General features: G+C 42.1%; 14 protein-coding genes and 3 pseudogenes. 13 read left to right on the forward strand and 4 right to left on the reverse strand.

The genetic code is table 11. From position 1 onward, the window contains the following. Positions 1-18: 18 nt before the first annotated feature. From Q1A48_RS18285 to Q1A48_RS18340, 12 genes and pseudogenes are all read left to right on the forward strand, one after another. A pseudogene (locus Q1A48_RS18285) lies at positions 19-282 on the forward strand (S24 family peptidase); the annotation flags it as partial. Between the two features lie 98 nt (positions 283-380). Further along, positions 381-1,013 carry a hypothetical protein gene (locus tag Q1A48_RS18290; protein ID WP_299947799.1) on the forward strand — a complete coding sequence of 211 codons (633 nt, stop codon included), beginning with the start codon at positions 381-383 and terminating at the stop codon, positions 1,011-1,013. Between the two features lie 229 nt (positions 1,014-1,242). Beyond that, a complete protein-coding gene (locus tag Q1A48_RS18295) occupies positions 1,243-2,034 on the forward strand; it encodes an ABC transporter permease (RefSeq protein ID WP_299947801.1) in 792 nt (263 codons plus the stop codon). Continuing rightward, complete coding sequence (locus tag Q1A48_RS18300; RefSeq protein ID WP_299947803.1) at positions 2,031-2,720, forward strand: ABC transporter ATP-binding protein; 690 nt, start codon at positions 2,031-2,033, stop codon at positions 2,718-2,720. The genes Q1A48_RS18295 and Q1A48_RS18300 overlap by 4 nt, the downstream gene beginning before the upstream one ends. 31 nt (positions 2,721-2,751) lie before the next feature. Then, positions 2,752-3,984, forward strand: coding sequence for a hypothetical protein (locus tag Q1A48_RS18305; protein ID WP_299947805.1), 1,233 nt, complete (start codon positions 2,752-2,754; stop codon positions 3,982-3,984). A gap of 69 nt (positions 3,985-4,053) precedes the next feature. Then, positions 4,054-5,802, forward strand: a complete 1,749-nt coding sequence (locus Q1A48_RS18310) for a polysaccharide biosynthesis/export family protein (protein WP_299947807.1) — start codon at positions 4,054-4,056, stop codon at positions 5,800-5,802. A 380-nt stretch (positions 5,803-6,182) separates the two neighbouring features. Further along, positions 6,183-6,920, forward strand: coding sequence for a hypothetical protein (locus Q1A48_RS18315; protein WP_299947809.1), 738 nt, complete (start codon positions 6,183-6,185; stop codon positions 6,918-6,920). Between the two features lie 4 nt (positions 6,921-6,924). Next, a complete protein-coding gene (locus Q1A48_RS18320) occupies positions 6,925-8,346 on the forward strand; it encodes a bifunctional cytidylyltransferase/SDR family oxidoreductase (RefSeq protein WP_299947811.1) in 1,422 nt (473 codons plus the stop codon). Next, on the forward strand, positions 8,327-9,574 hold the full coding sequence (locus Q1A48_RS18325) for a CDP-glycerol glycerophosphotransferase family protein (RefSeq protein ID WP_299947813.1): 1,248 nt from the start codon (positions 8,327-8,329) through the stop codon (positions 9,572-9,574). The genes Q1A48_RS18320 and Q1A48_RS18325 overlap by 20 nt, the downstream gene beginning before the upstream one ends. 11 nt (positions 9,575-9,585) lie before the next feature. Next, positions 9,586-10,590 carry a hypothetical protein gene (locus Q1A48_RS18330; RefSeq protein WP_299947815.1) on the forward strand — a complete coding sequence of 335 codons (1,005 nt, stop codon included), beginning with the start codon at positions 9,586-9,588 and terminating at the stop codon, positions 10,588-10,590. 41 nt (positions 10,591-10,631) lie between these two features. Beyond that, positions 10,632-11,873: a hypothetical protein gene (locus Q1A48_RS18335; protein WP_299947817.1), complete on the forward strand. Its 1,242-nt coding sequence runs from the start codon at positions 10,632-10,634 to the stop codon at positions 11,871-11,873. A gap of 1 nt (position 11,874) precedes the next feature. Next, positions 11,875-13,809, forward strand: coding sequence for a capsular polysaccharide biosynthesis protein (locus Q1A48_RS18340; RefSeq protein WP_299947818.1), 1,935 nt, complete (start codon positions 11,875-11,877; stop codon positions 13,807-13,809). Positions 13,810-14,061: 252 nt separating this feature from the next. On the opposite strand, the pseudogene Q1A48_RS21945 reads toward Q1A48_RS18340, so the two are convergent. The 3 genes and pseudogenes from Q1A48_RS21945 to Q1A48_RS18350 form a co-directional block, all read right to left on the reverse strand. After that, positions 14,062-14,241 (reverse strand): annotated as a pseudogene (locus Q1A48_RS21945) (hypothetical protein); the annotation flags it as partial. Between the two features lie 75 nt (positions 14,242-14,316). Then, positions 14,317-14,538, reverse strand: a complete 222-nt coding sequence (locus Q1A48_RS18345) for a hypothetical protein (protein ID WP_299947820.1) — start codon at positions 14,536-14,538, stop codon at positions 14,317-14,319. Between the two features lie 138 nt (positions 14,539-14,676). Then, on the reverse strand, positions 14,677-16,071 hold the full coding sequence (locus tag Q1A48_RS18350) for an IS4 family transposase (RefSeq protein ID WP_299947822.1): 1,395 nt from the start codon (positions 16,069-16,071) through the stop codon (positions 14,677-14,679). 113 nt (positions 16,072-16,184) lie between these two features. Between Q1A48_RS18350 and Q1A48_RS18355 the strand changes: the two are divergent. Further along, positions 16,185-16,538, forward strand: a pseudogene (locus tag Q1A48_RS18355) (IS30 family transposase); the annotation flags it as partial. Positions 16,539-16,906: 368 nt separating this feature from the next. Here Q1A48_RS18355 and Q1A48_RS18360 read toward each other — a convergent pair. Then, a complete protein-coding gene (locus Q1A48_RS18360) occupies positions 16,907-17,776 on the reverse strand; it encodes a polysaccharide pyruvyl transferase family protein (RefSeq protein ID WP_299947824.1) in 870 nt (289 codons plus the stop codon). Positions 17,777-17,875: the final 99 nt, after the last annotated feature.

Here is a 17,875-nt window from a genome sequence, read left to right on the forward strand (position 1 = left end):
TGTGTTAGAACCTCAACAATGCGAGCTTGCTCTTACAAATCAATAGGCTACATCCAAACGGGAACAGCCCCTAGTCTTGATGAACACTTGATCACTAAACCCGCGGCAACTTTTATCGCGCGTGCCAATGGCGATTCGATGCAGGGGCTTGGGATCTTTGACCGGGGTCTGCTGATTGTCGACCGCTCCCTGGAACCGGTACAGGGCGATGTGGTGGTGGTCGCTCTGGATGGCCAATTGGCCTGCAAGGTGCTGGATCGTCACCACAGACGCCTTTTGTCGGCAAATAGCAAATATCCTCCAACCCCTATCCGGGAGGGGCAGGACTTGAGTGTGGGAGGGTGGCCAAGGCCTCCATTCGCTACCATCGGCCTTTGTGAATGCTGGCATTGGTGGATTGCAACAGCTGTTACGCCAGTTGTGAGCAGATTTTTTGGCCGGATCTTCGTGGTAAGCCGGTGGTGGTACTCTCCAATAACGACGGCTTTGTTGTGGCACGTTCGAACGAGGCCAAATCGTTGGGTATCGGGGGTCTTGAGCCCTTCTTTAAGATCGAGCATCTGTTGTGGCTGCACCAGGTGGCTATCTTCTCCGGCAACTACCCCCTTTATGGGGATATCTCGCACCGGGTGATGACGACCTTGCGGCAGTTCAGCCCGGAAGTGGAGATGTACAGCATTGACGAAATGTTCCTTGAACTTCAGGGCCTACAGAAGCATTGGCTGGATTGCGGACGGCAGATTTGCCAGACGCTGTGGCGGGATGTTCGTATGCCCGTGGGTGGAGGCACACGTGCGGATGTTTACGTTTTGATTGCCATAGATTGTTTATCTAATGAGCTACTGGTAGCAATTTGTCCAATGATGACAATAAGAATGGCTCCTTTGTCGGACTTTTCCAATTGTGTAACGCTTCCATTATTTAGGAGCCCAATAGGATTGGTAAGCAAGTTGCGGCTAATGCGTAATGGCGTGCAATCGGCACGGTGTGACGCAGGCAATGGAGTGTGGTAGGATGCCGCGCAAAATGGGGTTTGAGGTGAATATCTCAAAAAAACTGGTTATATAACATGTGATTTAAATGTTGCTCACAGCCGGGGAGTTAGGTATGGCAGAACTTTAGCTGTTCAGAGCTCTCGGTTATGGAATAATTCTCCCTTAGATAAGCCTGACTAGATTTTCATTGTTCCTCTGCTCGGCTGTGAAGGAGTTGGTTCGCATATATTCAAGAAGTTAGAAAGATATGGGTCCTACAGTTCAGCGTACCGTTTGGCAGATCCAGCGCGATGTGATTCATGCACTGCTGGTTAGAGAGATGAAAACTCGCTTTGGCAAATGGCGGCTAGGATATGCTTGGGCCCTACTTGAGCCGGCAATGCACATCATGGTCTTGGCGACAATTTTCAGCTTTCGCGGCAGGGAGTTATATCCGGGCATACCTACCTTGTTATTTATGCTGGGAGGCATAGCCCCATTTCTATTTTTCAGCCACTGTTTTACCAAAAGCCTGGCTACAGTAGCTTCCAATCGTGGGCTATTTAATTATCGCCAGCTTCGCCCTTTTGATGCTGTGTTCAGCAGGGTTTTGCTGGAGTTCATTATTTACCTGTTAAGTCTGGTTGCCTTGCTAATTGTACTGGCATGGTGCGGTGTGCAAGCCGCCTTTGGTAATTTTCTTTTGTTGGTTGAAGTCAATGTTCTTTTTTTTGGTTTTTGCTTGGGCTTGAGTCTGGTCCTTTGTGTTGTGGGAGAAAGATATCCAGAGTTTTCTAAAGTGCTTCCTGTGCTTGTGCGGCCTTTGTACTTTATGTCAGGCGTGTTTTTTTCGCTCGACCAGATTCCAAAAGAGTATCATCCATATCTGATCTGGAACCCCCTGCTACATGTAATAGAACTTACTCGCCAGGGCTTGTTTGCCAGTTACCATGGCATGTTTGCCAATTTTCAGCATCTTACATTCACTGCAATCGGTATGCTGGGATTTGGATTGCTGGTTTATAGGGTGAGCTGGCGTGACTTGGTGCGCAGCCAATGATTAAGCTGGAGAATCTTACAAAATCCTACCGGACGCCCCAAGGGCGTAATGTACTGTTCAAAGCTGTAAATGCTACTTTCCCTGAGGGCAAAAATATAGGCATTCTCGGGCGCAATGGAGCCGGTAAGTCAACCTTGTTGCGTATTATGGGGGGGATTGACTATCCCGATGCTGGGCGAGTGATTACCAACCAGAGAATATCCTGGCCAATGGGGTTGGCCGGTGGCTTTCAGGGGAGCATGACTGGCAGGGAGAATGTCGCTTTTGTCTGCGGCCTTCACGGCATCTGGGGGAGTGGCCAGCGCAAGGTGATGGATACAGTTCAGGGGTTTGCTGAGATTGGAAATTATTTCGACGCTCCGATTAAAAATTATTCTTCAGGTATGCGATCACGCCTTGCTTTTGGGTTAAGTATTGCTATTGATTTTGATGTCTACCTGGTAGATGAGGTCATGTCAGTAGGGGATGCCCAATTCAAGAGTAAGTGTGAAGCGGTTATTGCGGAGAAACGTAAGACCTCCACTTTTATTATTGTTGCCCATACGATGTCATTGCTGAGAAAAAATTGTGAAGTGGGTATCTACCTTGAAGAAGGAAGAGTAAAGATTTGTGACTCTATGGATGAAGCTATTGCTCTGTATCTGAAAGGCACAGATTCTCGGCAGAAGAGCAATATCGCATCGTAAATACTCAAGTAAGAAGTGTATATTAAAGTATATGGAAGCAAAGAATTCGCGTACAGATGAGCAAATCGAAATAGTGGGGAGCAAGGCACTGCAGGGGGTAGTTAATACAGTAAGGAAAACTGTAGGAAATCTCTCAGATGATGTGAGTGATACACACCGAAATCCTGTAGAGTTTTTACGCCGCTGGCGTGGCTTGTTGCTCTTTGTCGCAGCCCCTCTGTTGATTGTTGGAGCTTATTACGTATTCTGGGTCTCAGAGCGCTATGTGAGTCATGCGCAGCTAATAGTGAAAGACAGCGCCACCGCTCAAGCGACATCCCACGCGCTGGGATTTTTGGTTCCAGGTATGGGATCTGATAATCAGGATGTTTTTCTGGTTGTCAATTATATCCAGTCTTTGGATATGGCGTTGTATCTGGATGAAAAATTGGATCTTGCAAATTATTACAAGAGCAATCGCCATGACGTATTCTCCCGTCTTGATGCGGATGCAACCCAGGAAAACTACCTGGCGTATTACCGAAAGCATATTGGCGTTGGTCTGGACGAAACTACAGGTATTATTGCCATTAAGATGCAAGCTTTCGATCCACGTTTTTCTCAGCGCCTTGTTGAAACTGTTATTCAAAAATCTGAAGATTTTGTGAACGCAATCAGTAATCAGCTTGCGGATAAACAGGTTGATTTTGTAAAAAGCGAATTGGCATTAGCACAGAAAAACTTACGTAATACAAAGCGGAAAATCCTGGATTTTCAAAACCGTAATAATATTGTGAGCCCGGAAGAGCTTACCAAAGGAATTGGCAGTATTATCCAGGGTCTTGAAGCCAGGCTTGCAGAGCAGCGTGCTGAATATACAGCGGCAAAGACCTATTTGAACCCGAACTCTTCCCAGATTGTCTCCATGCAGTCAAAAATCGATGCGTTAAAGCATCAAATTGAAATGGAAAAAGTTCGGTTGGTGGGAATAGATAAGGAAGGAAAGCAAAGATTGAATAGCCTAGGGGCACAGTTCCAAAACCTGGAGCTTGATCTTCAATTCGCAACTGATGCCTATGCTGCCTCTTTAAAGGCTTTGGAGGCTGCCCGCATGGAGGCCTCTGGGAAGCTAAAACATTTGACGGTGATTGCACAGCCCTCTCTGGCAGAAGAGCCGGAATATCCGCGTAAATTATATAATTTTGTGAGTTTTGCCATTATGTTGCTGTTGCTGTACGGGATTGGAAAAATGCTAGTTGCCAGTATTCGTGATCACAGAATGTAGGAGCGTTGCATAGTAGGAATTTTACTCTAGGCGCGAGTGATGTCCTCTCTGTAGGAGATTTGTAAGAAGATGGGGAAAAGTTATCAGTACTTTTGTTGGGTGAATACTACAGTGAGTATTTGCGAGAGTGGCATAGCAGATTTGTTTGTTGAAATAGTGAGTGAAGTAAATAGATTCGCAGAGATGATTGCAAAGAAATTGAGAAATTGTCGTTTAGGTTTGGGCCTGTTAACATTTTTTGTATGCTCGCAGGCCATAGCTCTTGAAACACAACTGCTAGACAGCGATGAGAATTCAGAATTGTCGCAACCCGGAGTACCGGTTTTTGGTCAATCCCTTTTTCGGGGGGCGTTCAAGGATCAGCCTTTCAATGGTTTCAATCCGGACTACCGCATTACAGTAGGGGATCAAATAACGCTGCAATTGTGGGGTGCTTATGACTTTAATGCGACTTTGCCGGTAGATCCGCAAGGGAATATTTTTGTACCGGAAGTAGGGCCGATCCATGTGGGGGGGGTAAAAAACGGTGAGCTCAATAATTTTGTCTTGCGTTATGTAAAACGTGTATTCAAAAAAAATGTACAGGCCTATGCGAATCTGGAAGCCAGCCAGCCGGTAAAAGTATTTGTTACCGGATACGTCAGTAATCCCGGATTATATAATGGCTTTTCCTCCGATTCCATTCTCTACTACCTGGATAGTGCTGGGGGTATAGATTCGGAAAGTGGGAGTTTTGTTGACATTACGGTAATGCGTGGCGGTAAACCGATACAAAAGATCAACCTCTACAATTTCCTGGTAAAAGGTGTTATGCCATCGTTGCAATTACGTAGTGGAGATGTAGTAGTTGTAGGTTCGCGTAAGGGTTCAGTGACTATTGAGGGCGCTGTACAGCAGGCAGCACAAATGGAATTTATTGGACCTTATTCACAATTGGGCGAAGTGCTCCTGGCAACCAAGCCGGATCCTCAAGCTAATTTTGCCCTCATCACTCAGGTAGTTGATGGGTTGCGGCAGGCGAGCTATCTACCGCTGACCGAGGCGATGACAATGCATCTCTATCCTGGTGCCCAGGTGGAGCTTGTACGGGACAACGATATCAAATCGATTTCAATTCGCGTCTCCGGGGATCTGGATGGTCCAGCTACTTATGTAATGCCCTACGGCGCTACACTGAATGAGTTGATGATACAGTTAAATTTTCGTGAAAACGCAGATCGTTCTGCGGTACAGCTTTATCGCAAAAGTGTTGCGGAAAAGCAGCGGGCAGCGTTGGATCGCTCTTTGGATGCTTTACAAATGGAGGTGCTGACAAGGCAGCCGAATACGGATCTCGAAAAGGCGGCGCAGAAAGATAATGCAGCCATGATACAAAACTTTATCGAGCAGGCCCGTAAAGCGGAACCTCGGGGGCAGGTAGTGATTGCGAATAGCCCCAATGCTTCAGAGATGTTGTTGGAAGATGGAGATGAACTTGTTGTACCGTTAAAGCCCTTCACGGTTTCTGTTGTGGGAGAGGTTATTTTCCCGACTTCCCTTGTGTATAGTAAAAAGCGCACTCTGGAAGAATATATTGAATTGGCAGGGGGGTTTGCCAACAATGCTAATCAGGATGAACTGATCATTTTGCATCTGGATGGAACCATTAGTCGAGTTGAGGGTAGGGATTTCGATAATCGCCTGGGCGATCGATTGCGCCCTGGGGATGAAATCATGGTAATGCCCAAGATTCACTCCAGTGAGTTACAGGTAACCAAAGATATTACGGAGATACTGTACCGTATAGCGGTGGGTACCGCGGCGGTCCTGTCTTTCTAAGTTGGTGCAGATGAGTGGTATATTTATCTTATGTTTGTTACAAGCACTACTTAGAGAAATATTAAGAAACATGTTTTCTACTATTGAATACAATCACAAAATTTAAAAAAATTGAGGGTGATGAAGTTGTGATAAAAGAGTCTTCCGATAGAAATAGGATAATTCTTGGAGGAAAGTCAGGTCGATTCCTGTATCATCTGAGCAAAGGTATCAGAAAACAGTAAAATAGGTCCCATAGTAGAGAAAAACTGTTCCTAATTTATAAAACAATCAACCCTATGATGTGTGTTTTATATAAAAAGTAAAAATTATTATAAATAATTACCGAATAAATTTAGAAGAAAATTCTGAGAATTTTTGAATTTGCTAGAGGTGTCTTTATGTTTAATGTAAAGAATACATTAAGAGAAAATCGAAGTAGTCATAAGGGTGTCAATTTTGTCTATCTACCCAAAGAAAACTCTAAAAAGTTGCTAATAATACTATCGCCCCATAATCAGGGTGATAGATTCTGTTGGGTCAAGATTTTAGTCCCAAGTCATGATATGAGCTTGTTATATATCAATAACCCAGCGGATGACTTCTATAGCCTTGAGACTAATCATGCGGTTTACAAAGAGATAATTAAGAGCGTATCAAGTATCCACGAAAAAAAGCATACGCATATCATGGGCTCAAGTATGTCCGCATTTGCTGCGCTTAGAATTGGAATGGACCTCGATGTCTCGGTATTTGCTATAGGGCCTCAAGTGGTTGCTTCGGAGTCGAAAGAATTCGCCGCTAAAAGCTTTCCAAAAAATCCAAAGTTGAAATTGATTGATGACATTGCGCAGCTCCAAGAGCGAGGAGTGTGGCAAAATCTTACTGATTTTATCAACGACTTTAATAAGAAGCTGCCTCCGATTTATTTAATGATTAACCACCTTCGCTTTGATACGGAAAACGGATACGCCTTTGTTGACGCCATAAAGCGTAAAGCAGGTAGTAAATTAGTATGTATTCATTCTAAATATGTATACCATGGATTTAAAATTAAATCTAAAGAAGATGTTCTAACTCTCTATCAGATACTCGATATTCTGACTAGTTTGAGTGAAATTAGTTTCAGCTGGGAGTAAATAAGTGAAAACTAATATAGCTGTAATTCTCGCTGGCGGTGTAGGCTCGCGATTCGGAAAAGATTATCCAAAGCAGTTTGCAAAAGTGGCGGGGAAAACACTTCTTCAGCACACTATTGACGTATTTCAATTAAATGGCCAGATAGATGAGGTTGTTATTGTCTCAAAAGCAAATTTTGTAGATACGATTTGGAATTTAGTTAATAAAGGAGGTTGTTCTAAGGTTTCTTCTGTTATCCCCGGGGGAGTGGACCGGATGGGTTCGACCCAAAATGCGCTCGATTTCATCCATAAGAACTATAAACAGCATGAAGCGATCAACCTTATTATTCATGATGCAGTTCGTCCTTTTGTAACTGAGAACACTATTCGAGATTGTCTTGATGCGCTTGAAAAATTCAACGCCGTAGACGTAGTGATTAACAGCGCTGATACGATCGTTGAAGTAGATTCAAGTGGAATTCTTAAGGATATTCCAGACCGCTCGTCCTTACGCCGTGGTCAGACGCCTCAATGTTTTGCGTTCATGACTCTTTACGATGCCTATGAAAAAGCGAAAACTTATGATGGGCTCAAAGTAACTTGCGATTGCGGTGTATTAATGCAAGTTAGCCCCGAAATTAAAATCGCAACTGTGATGGGAGATAATACGAATATCAAAATAACTGAACCAATCGATATCTCGATTGCCGACCATGTTTTTCAACAACGAGGAGATGCGAAAATCTCCTTTATGAAGGAAAAAGAGCTTTGTGAAACTATGGATGGTAAGGTTGTAGTGATATTTGGTGGCAGCTATGGAATAGGGCAGGATATTGCCAGCATGGCGGAGAATTTCGGTGCCGATATTTTCTGCTTTAGTCGTGGCGTGACAAATACAGACGTATCGAATATTAATGATGTTGAGTATGCACTTAACAGTGTCTATCAAAAAAAAGGTAGAATTGATTTTGTAGTAAACACTGCTGCACTATTGAAGAAGAAACCTCTGTCACATATGGATGATAATGAAATAAAGAACATTATCGATGTTAATCTTTTTGGTGCAATTATTGTGGCTAAGAAGTCTCTTCCATTCTTGAAAAAAGTCCAAGGCAGTCTACTTAACTTCACCTCTAGTTCGTATACTAGAGGTCGAGCATTTTATAGTTCATATTCTGCATCGAAAGCTGCTGTTGTTAACCTCACGCAAGCATTGTCGGAAGAATGGGTGGATTTTAATGTTTCCGTCAATTGTATCAACCCGGAGCGAACAGCTACACCAATGCGCGTTTCGAATTTTGGTCATGAAGCTCCTGATTCACTCCTAAAGTCAGCCGATGTAGCTTTGGCGTCAATCAATACAATGGCTAGTGGAGGTTCTGGTCATGTTGTGAGCGTTAGATTTGACAATGTTGGGGAGCGTAATGAATATTTCAAAGAATAATAAGCTCTTTAAGATCATGAAAAAAACTTTGTTATTCGATTTTCGAAGGCTAATTAAAGAGTCTTTAGCAAGAAGGGGCGTCGCCACTACTGCTTACAACGCTTCTGTTTCTAGGCGGTCTCGGGTGCCAGATGACTCTGGTCGCCGTAAGGCGAGCCAACATAGTGTTAATCTCCTTATGCCTTATAGTTTTGTTTTGCATACAGGAGAGGTGACGGCGGCCGTCCCTCATATTGCAATTTGGCTACCTTCCTTTCTGCGTTCTAGTGGGCGCACTTTAATCGTTGTACGCTATCAAAAATCCCTTATTTCAGTGGGTAATTATCTATTTAAAAACAACTATCCTGCAGATGTGATATTGTGTAAGAGCGAAAAAGAAATCGATGTGTTGATAGGTCGGTTGCAGGGCACGCGTGCATGTTTTTACCCGTCTAATACGGGTAATAATATTCATCTGATCAAACATCAAAAAATTAAACATATATTTATAGGACATGGTGATAGCGACAAATCAGCAAGTGCTCATAAATTTTTCCGAGTTTATAATCAAAACTGGGTGGCCGGTCAGGCAAATATTGATCGATTTCAATCAATAGCAAGAAACGGTCTGGAGTTTGTAAAGATTGGGCGCCCGACGTTAAAGGCAGTAGCCCTAGAGGCTCAGCCGGATTGGTCGTCAAGATTTGATGAATCCGTGAATCTACTGTGCTTACCGACGTGGGAAGGTGTTTATGAAGAGCAAAATTATTCTTCGGTATCACATAGTAAGCAGCTACTAGGTGCTTTAAAGAACCGATTTAATGTCGGTCTAAAATTTCATCCAATGACGGGGAGTCGGTCATCTCAGGCGAAATCAGCAATTAATGGCGACTTCTCAGGTCTAACTCTATATACGGCTGAGGATACCATTGAGAGTTTCATCGATAGTTATAATGTGTTTATTTGTGACATCTCAGCAGTAGTTTCAGAATGCTTAGCTCTCAATGGTCCAATCTTTGTTTATTTACCTCCGGACAAAGATGTTAAACTTGCCGAAAGCAAGATGCCATACACCGATTATTGTTATACTTATAGTTCTGTGACTGAATTGCTTAAGCTACTCGAGCAGGTTGTTGATAATCGAGATGATTACTTGGCAGAAAACCGTAAACTTGCAATGAATTATATTTTGGGCATTGAAGAAACATTGCAAGATGAGTTTGTTGTTCAGCTTGATAAGTTACTGTAAGGTGTCTTTAAATGAAGTTATTAGGTCGAATGAGCAAAAACGACATTCAATTTGTTGTGTACCTGCCCGGTGATTACGAACAGTCTTTCAAGTACCTTTTATATTGGTTGCCAAGACTTTTAAAGTTAGACATCGGCTTTGCAATTCTTGTAAGAAATATAGATTTTTATAATCGTTTGAGAAGTGAACTTGGTAATCTCAGGACATATTACGCTGGTAGCCCTCTAGAGGTTGAAGCCATTTTCAAGTCCTGTCCGAAATTAACGACTATTACTTATTTAAGTAATTTTGCGGTTAATATTCACTCTCAACGCTTCAATGAATATCGGCATGTTTTTTTGGGTAATCGTAATACAGATTTTTATTCGATCCCTTCAAATTTATATAGGGTTTACGATTCTATATTCATTACGGGAAACTTTTCCTATCGGAAATTTGAGAAAGTCGGAATGACATCGCTCGGTATCCATATGCCCATGGTTGGGTTGCCAGTACAGCATAATAACTTGGTCGACGATCGTGTAGTAAAACTTGTGGTCGGAGATGAGTGTCTGGTTCGGCGTAATTTCTTGAAAATCGTATCGGCGCTCATTGCATCTAAATGTTACGAAGTGTTTCAAATTGAGTTTGTTAATAAAAAAGCACGTAGTCTAGCTGGAGACCTAAAGGAATTCGCGATGGCTTTTAATATTGATATAGAAATATTAGATGGTCAGCGATGTCGAAGTGCGGGATTAATCATATCAGATATAGATAAATTTACATCAAAGAATCTTTGTGCACACTCTCCAGCTCTCTACCTATCAGGCAATAAAAATCGAATTGCGCCTAGTACTGTTCCTATTTTCTTTGATTCGATACCTTTAAGTCTGTTGAATTCTGATGGTCGGTTTTTAGAGCGAGATGTTTCTGCGGCGCTTGAAGAAGTTGATATTGGTGTTTGGAACAAGTTTTGGAGTGATAATTTTGAAGATTGCTCATTCGATTCTGTCTTTAAAGCGGAGTTAAATCAATAAAGTGCACGTAGTGCCTGTGATAAATAATTTGGTGTTTTTTAGTGTTGTCAAAAATAGGAAAAAATATTTCGAATGCGCTCTGGATAGCTCTAGGAGGAAAAAAAGTAATTTATAGTTTCAGAGGCGTGAAAAGCTTTACCTTGCTAGGTGGGTTTATACGTCAGCGTTCGAATATATTCATGCCTGACATATTAAAGAAATTTAGCTACGCTGTATATCTCGATAGTCGTGATGTTGATACTTTGTGCAACGTAAATAAGTGGTTTGAAAATGATTTCTTTAATAAAAAGTCTACCATTATCATTCTTCGCAGCTATCCCGAATGCTGTTCAAAATTCGTGAAGATGTTAGATGGCTACGGATTTTCTTTTGTTGGTTATAATCGCTTTAGAGACTTATCATGTGAAGGGTTGAAGGCAGTATTTTATCCATTTAACACGAATACCAATCATCTGTTACTGCGCAATCGTAATGTTAAGCATGTATTCATTGGTCACGGTGATAGTGATAAAATTGCTTCGATAAACCCTCTCGTCCGAATTTATGATCACATATTTGTAGCCGGATCCCTATCTATCGATCGTTATTTTAATAATGATTTATTCTTTAGCTCTGATGATCGAGAAAATCGTTTTTTTCGAATCGGAACACCGTATATTGCACCTGAACACGCCGATATCGTGGATAGTGATGGGGTGCTGTACGCACCGACTTGGGAAGGTGCGAATGACGCTCAAGCATATTCTTCGATTCTACTTGCAGCTGAACTTATTGCCGCCCTTATTGAAAGGGGGTTAACTGTTTACTTTCAGCCTCATCCTTCAACTGGCGTAATAAAAAATACCTATCGAAATGCGGTAGAAGAGGTAATTATGACATTCGAGGGTGTGGCTGGCTTCAAGTTTGTCTCCACGTCCTCGCGTTTTAGTGCACGAGAAGGTGCGCACGCAATCAATCGTGTCAAATCTCGCGCATTTAGTATTGTCATTACCGACATTTCATCCATGGCAATATGGGCTGTTGCACAAGATAAGAGGCTTGTTAGTTATATACCCAAGGACAAAGCTATGAATTTAGAACAGTACTATTTGACGAGTAGATCCGATTATATATTCTCATCTGTTGATGAACTGCGAAGCCTTCCGTTTGATTTCTCTGAGGATTGTACTGAGCAGAGGCGAAAATTAGTATCGGCTGAAAGCTATCTTTCTGGGCAGCCATTTTCAGCTTATATTGATTTAATTCTGGCGAGGATTTCCGAATCAACTTCAGAGGATATCTAATTTGCTATTTTTTTCTTACAGAATGTTTCGTATTACACATTTACGTAAATTTATTAATTCAAAACGTTATTTTTTTCAACCGCGTCCGCTTGATATCATTGGCTGGGGATATACAATTTTCTCAAAACATGCACGATGGCTTTCATCTGTCTTAGGGCTCCGTTATGTAGCATTAGAAGATGGTTTTATTCGCTCGATTGGGCTTGGAGTGGATGGTTTCCCCTCATTTAGCTTGGTGGTTGACGACTTAGGCATTTATTACGATGCTCGCTTCGAGAGTCGGCTTGAGAGGTTAATTAATGAGTCAAAGTATCTGAACAAACAGCAAATCCAACGTTCTGTTGCGGCCATGTCAGCAATATCTGAATTTCAGATCACGAAATACAACACGGAGGACAGTTCGTCGAATAGCAAGTCGATGAATTCGGGTATATTGGTCGTTGATCAGACTATCGGGGATGCCTCAATTGAGGGTGCCCTTGCTGATGGAGCAAGTTTTCATAGAATGTTGCATCAAGCTGTCATTGATCATCCCGGTGAGATAATCTATGTAAAGGCCCATCCCGATGTACTCAGCGGGAAAAAACGTGGATTTTTGACGGAGTTGGCAGCCAGTTTGCCAAATGTAAAAGTTTTAACTGGTAATCCTTCAATTTGGACTCTTGCAGCACAGCTAGAAGAGGTTTATACAGTATCGAGCTTGTTCGGCTTCGAGGCGCTAATGGCTGGTGTAAAAGTTAAAACATTTGGCGTCCCCTTTTATGCCGGTTGGGGACTTACGATCGATTACATATCTATCCTTCGTCGTAGTCAAGTACGATCGCTTGAGCAAGTATTCTATGCGGCCTATATTCAATATGCTTATTACTGTGCGCCGAACAATGGTGCCGATATAGAACTTGAGGAGATTATTAACTTTGTTGCTGATCGCAAACGCGAAGCTTCGCGACAGGAACTCCACGTTAATCTCGACAATATATCTAAGTGGAAACGAGGTTGGATAAGAGATTTTCTTATTGTTTGGAGAATGAAAGAAGCAAAAGATTCGGGAGCTTCCACAGTAGCTTGGGGGCGAAAAAATCGAGCGAATCTACGTATTGAAGATGGTTTTATTCGGTCCGTCGGCCTAGGGGTTCATTTTAATCGGCCAATATCACTAGTTTGTGACCGACGCAGTCTTTACTTTGATGCGTCGACATTATCGGATTTGGAAGCATCTCTACAATATGAGCCTTGTAGCGACTGGGAGCGAATGAGAGGCGAGTACCTGATTAAAGAACTAGCGGCTGTAAACTTGACGAAGTATAACGTCGGGAGCCAGCGACCCATATCTTTTCCGGGTTCTACCAGTATCATTTTAGTTCCTGGTCAGGTAGAAAGTGACGGTTCACTTGAATTTGGAGCTCCAAATATTAATACCAATGCCGAACTTTTAACCACTGTTCGTAAACATAATTTAGATGCATATATTATTTACAAGCCCCATCCTGACGTGGTCGCAGGACAGAGAGACAATGGCTATTGGCGCAACGATGCTTTGATGAATGCAGATCACATTGAGTTAGACGCAGACATGGGTACGTTGCTACATTCAATCGATGAGGTTCATACCCTTACGTCGCTAACAGGTTTCGAGGCTCTACTCAGAGGTAAACGTGTAACGACTTATGGTATTCCATTCTACTCAGGTTGGGGATTAACAACCGACATACTTCATTGTCGTAGACGAACACGAAAAATATCCTTGTCTGAACTTGTTTTTCATTCATTAGTGAAGTATCCAACGTATGTGTGTCCAGTTTCGGGTTCTGCTATCTCAGTTGAACAGGCGATCGAGGTTGTTCAGCGGCAACTCGATGCTCGACCAAAAGCCAAAAATCTATCTAGAATACTACTGCTAGCAGTTAAATTCTTACGTACAATAGTGCGGTCCTGAATATCGGGGGAAAACTAAGCAATAGACATAGGCTCTTTATGGATTCCAGGGAGTTAGCCCAACAGTAGGTAAAACAACCCTGAAATAGCGGCCTTTCCTCTGCGTTTAATATTGTGCAGACACTCAAAGAAACTCAGATACACAGGGAGTCTCTCTTGTGATATCCCTCAATGGGGGCGTAACCAGGACCGCAACAAAGACCAGAAACCCTCCATAGTATTCACATGAACTTCATGAAAACCGTCACCATCTTCATCCCGAGTATACTCGCCAGCATTGAGGCAAACAGACTTGTATCCGTAAACCCCACTCTTTCAATCGGTCATAAATGTTGTATTCATCTGTGTAAACCAAAGTGCCCGAAGAGATTGTAGCATCAACTAACGGTCGAATCGTTGCTTGTTTAACATTTGCAAGCATACTTATCGCAACCTGGCCACCCCCACTGGATCATGCCAAAAATGGAAGGCTTTTCTTTCTACAGCGTACCACGACCACGGGCACCTCTCAGCCGGTTCCGCCTCCCACTACGGCCTTTTTTAACTGCTTCTGGCTGTCCCTTATGTCCGCCACAGCATAAACCTCGTCGCATTCCACTTCACCGTCAAGAGTGATATCAGAAGTTTTTCTGTGAACGGCTTCTCTGAGCTGTTGCGTCATCTGCTGGATATCGTCTTTGTTCAGGCCAAGCTCCTGACTGATCTGTGAATTTAATAGGTTCAATGACATGAGATACAAGCAATGCACCCAGCCTTTCAGAGGCTGATGGTGGCCCGAAAACACGGATAAAGTCAGGTCATCAAAACGACGCTGGCAACTCTTACACCGATAACGCTGCCTCTCCGGCGTAAACGATCAAACAACCATTCAATTACCCACACCTAAGGCGAGTTCGAAGCCCGCACGCAATTCATACAGTTTGTTCATGCCTCTCCAAATGACGGTATTGCCTGGTGGCGGATCACTTGCCCGCGCTAAGTATCCACCCAATCTCGCTAATCGATCGATATAATCCTGTAAAGTTGAAGGCACCACTATTTTCTGAAAATACTGGATCAATATTTTCCTTTCAATATCATCAAAAGCCAAGTTTGGAGACAACCGCTTGTCTTCTCTATTTAACATTGTCAGCCAATGTATTCTCCACGCCAGAATGCAACAAATGGAAATCAACCTTGTTAGCCTGGCGGCTGTTCTTAGCTTTGATTCCTCAAGCTTCAGCCCAGATTTCAATATTTTAAAATAGGTTTCTATTTTCCAACGTTGCTTGTACCAATTCAGTACCGTTAGTGCGTTTTCCTTCTTCTTTACTGGTAAGTTTGTGAGAAATGTCCATTTAATACGCTCTCTGCCAACAGGCTCTTGGGCTTCAAGTGCAGAAACAACGGTAACTCGCAAATCGGGATAATTCGCTTCTTTTCCAATAGGAGGATGAAGGGCGAGTGTTTTTACCTTGATATTCATTGCCGTATTAACGGTATTTCCATCGCTATCTGTAAAATTGATCACATGTTTGTAATAAGCTTTACTCGTTGCCACCTCTTCAGCAAGAGTTGTTTCATTGGCTAAGCGATCCACACAGCTGCGCACCACAAAATAAGACCCAAGTCCCTGGCACTGACAAAGATATTCGTAGATGTCATTTTCCCTATCGCCGATATGAACGAGCTTTGCAGGGCTATCTGAAACTCGTTCATTCGAGGAGTTAAGGTTTTCAAGCCACTTTATACTCTCTTTTGCCGATATAGGTACTCGTGTTGGATTGATCTTACTCTTCAGTTTGGTGGTATTCTTGAACACTTCTCGTGACCAAAATTTAATAGCAGTCAATCCCAGAGGTAACCCTTCGGCCGTTATTGCCATACTTGCATGCATCAATACCCCACAGGCTTTGTGCTGTTGCCCAAATGCTTTAGCTATTCGATCAGGTGTAGGTAATTTTCGAGTATGTCCAATGGCTTTAGGCGATTCCCTCTTATATGAAAATTCAGTGGTATCGTGCAAAATTAGGATTGGGCCGCGAGTTGCTCCAATGCGATTCTTGGTCTGATCATAGTGACCAGCAAGAATATCATCATTATCAACTCTGTCATTTGATAGAAAGCGGTAGGTTGCCTTCGCCATCGACCACTCTTCACAAACTTTTGGGATTGATTTTCCACATCTCTTTGATAGGGTTTTGATTATTGTTTTAAAACGCTCGGTAAGCCTTTTGTCCTTGAAAATACAACTGGAAAGCTCTTTATCTAACCAGGAGTCCATGGTGTGCCCTCAGCACAGCGGGTGTACTGAAAGGTAACAAATAGCTGGTAAGCAATCAAATTGGTGCCGAATTTGTGGGTAATTGAATGGTTGTTTGATCGCTTACGAACAAAAGTGCAGAGGCGGTGACAGAGGCCACTAAAGCACTGCTGAAGCCGTATACGCCGGCATTGCATACGATCACGGCGGACAATGGTAAAGAGTTTGTCTATCACGAAAGAATTACTAAGGAGCGTGGAGCGCAGGTTTATTTCGCTCACCCCTACCACTCCTGGGAACGTGGTTTAAACGAGAATACGAATGACCTGTTGCGCCAATATTGGCCCAAGAGTACGGACTTTAAAAAGATAACTCAGGGAGAGGTTGATGCAGTGGTATGCGATTTAAATAACCGACCAAGGAAAACATTAGGATTTGAAACTCCAGAAGGTTTAATGAATAATTACTTGGCGGAACAAGCCGCATAAATGGTATGCGTTTCAAGGTTGAACTCGCGTTTTCATATTCAGCCCTCATTTCTCTTCATCATATTTATCTTTTATTTCATTACAACCATACCACTGCCACATTGCATAATACGTGAGACTTACTACCGGGTCGAAAGGAATGAATACCCCTCTCCCAGGACACGCTGTGAATACATCCTTGTACGCTCGTAATCGGCATCCATGCCTCATACGATCCTGGGAGAAGGGTATTCTTCCCTCCTGCTTTACTAGTATATAAAAAAGGGCCAGCTCGAATCAATCAAGCTGACGCAAGATTAATAAAAAATTTTTTTAACGGTGCCAGTTAATAATTATTTCATCAGTAAAAAACCATATCATACTGAAGTTTATTTTTTGAATTTATCCTTAAACATTTTTATAAAAGATGCCATTCGTGGCTCATTAACCTTTTTCAAAAGCGGCTCTATCTCTGTTAACAGCTCTTCAACCCTCTTAAGGCACACATTTTTATCTTCATAATTAACATCCCCATTCTTAATGATCTTTTCTAGTCCTGCAATTTTCTTTTTCATTTTGTTAATTTCATTATCATTTCTGGCTTTTAGCCATCCGGTGCGGTTTATAAGATCATATACACTTGCACTATTTGCTACCTCCAAAGCTTTAGGGAAAGAAATATTTTTTATTTCTTTATCAAAATCGAATTTTTGCTGCTTTTGATAAATATGATCAATTCCATTTTTATCCAAAAATGAAATATAAGCATCAAATCTTTTTGCATGGCCATTATTAAACTTAGTGAAATCTGCCTCTTCATAGAGCTCCGCCGCATCTACATCAGGCCTAATTTCTCTCTGCAACTTATGTGGTATTTCAAAATATCGTGCTAATTCCAATGTTCTTGAGTCATGCGCAAAGACCATTGCAGGTGTTCCAGCAAGCAATGAAGTTATATTGCCATGAATTCTAGTGCCAAATGAAAAATCCATGTCTTTCAAGTAATCAATCCATGTTGTTGGATCAACAAAATATCTCACCTTATTTTCAAGAAATATTGGATGATTGATGTGTATAGGAATTAGTGTGTTCTTATAAGTATCAGCAGCCTTTTCTCCCCAAATCATTCTTTCAAGGCTATTTTGATCTTGGGGAATATAAATCAAATTCTTATATTTGCTATAGTGATTCATCACTATCTTGCCCATAGATTTCACATACGGGGAAATATTGATAGCAATATTTGACTCTTTATCCAAAAATTTTTTCTTTTTATTTATTTCCTAGATTCAACTTGTAAGTGCATATCTCAATGGAGCTAGAAAAAGCGGCCAGTTGCCCGTAGACTTCTCGCTTTT

The organism is uncultured Microbulbifer sp. (assembly GCF_947489355.1).
Lineage (GTDB): Bacteria > Pseudomonadota > Gammaproteobacteria > Pseudomonadales > Cellvibrionaceae > Microbulbifer.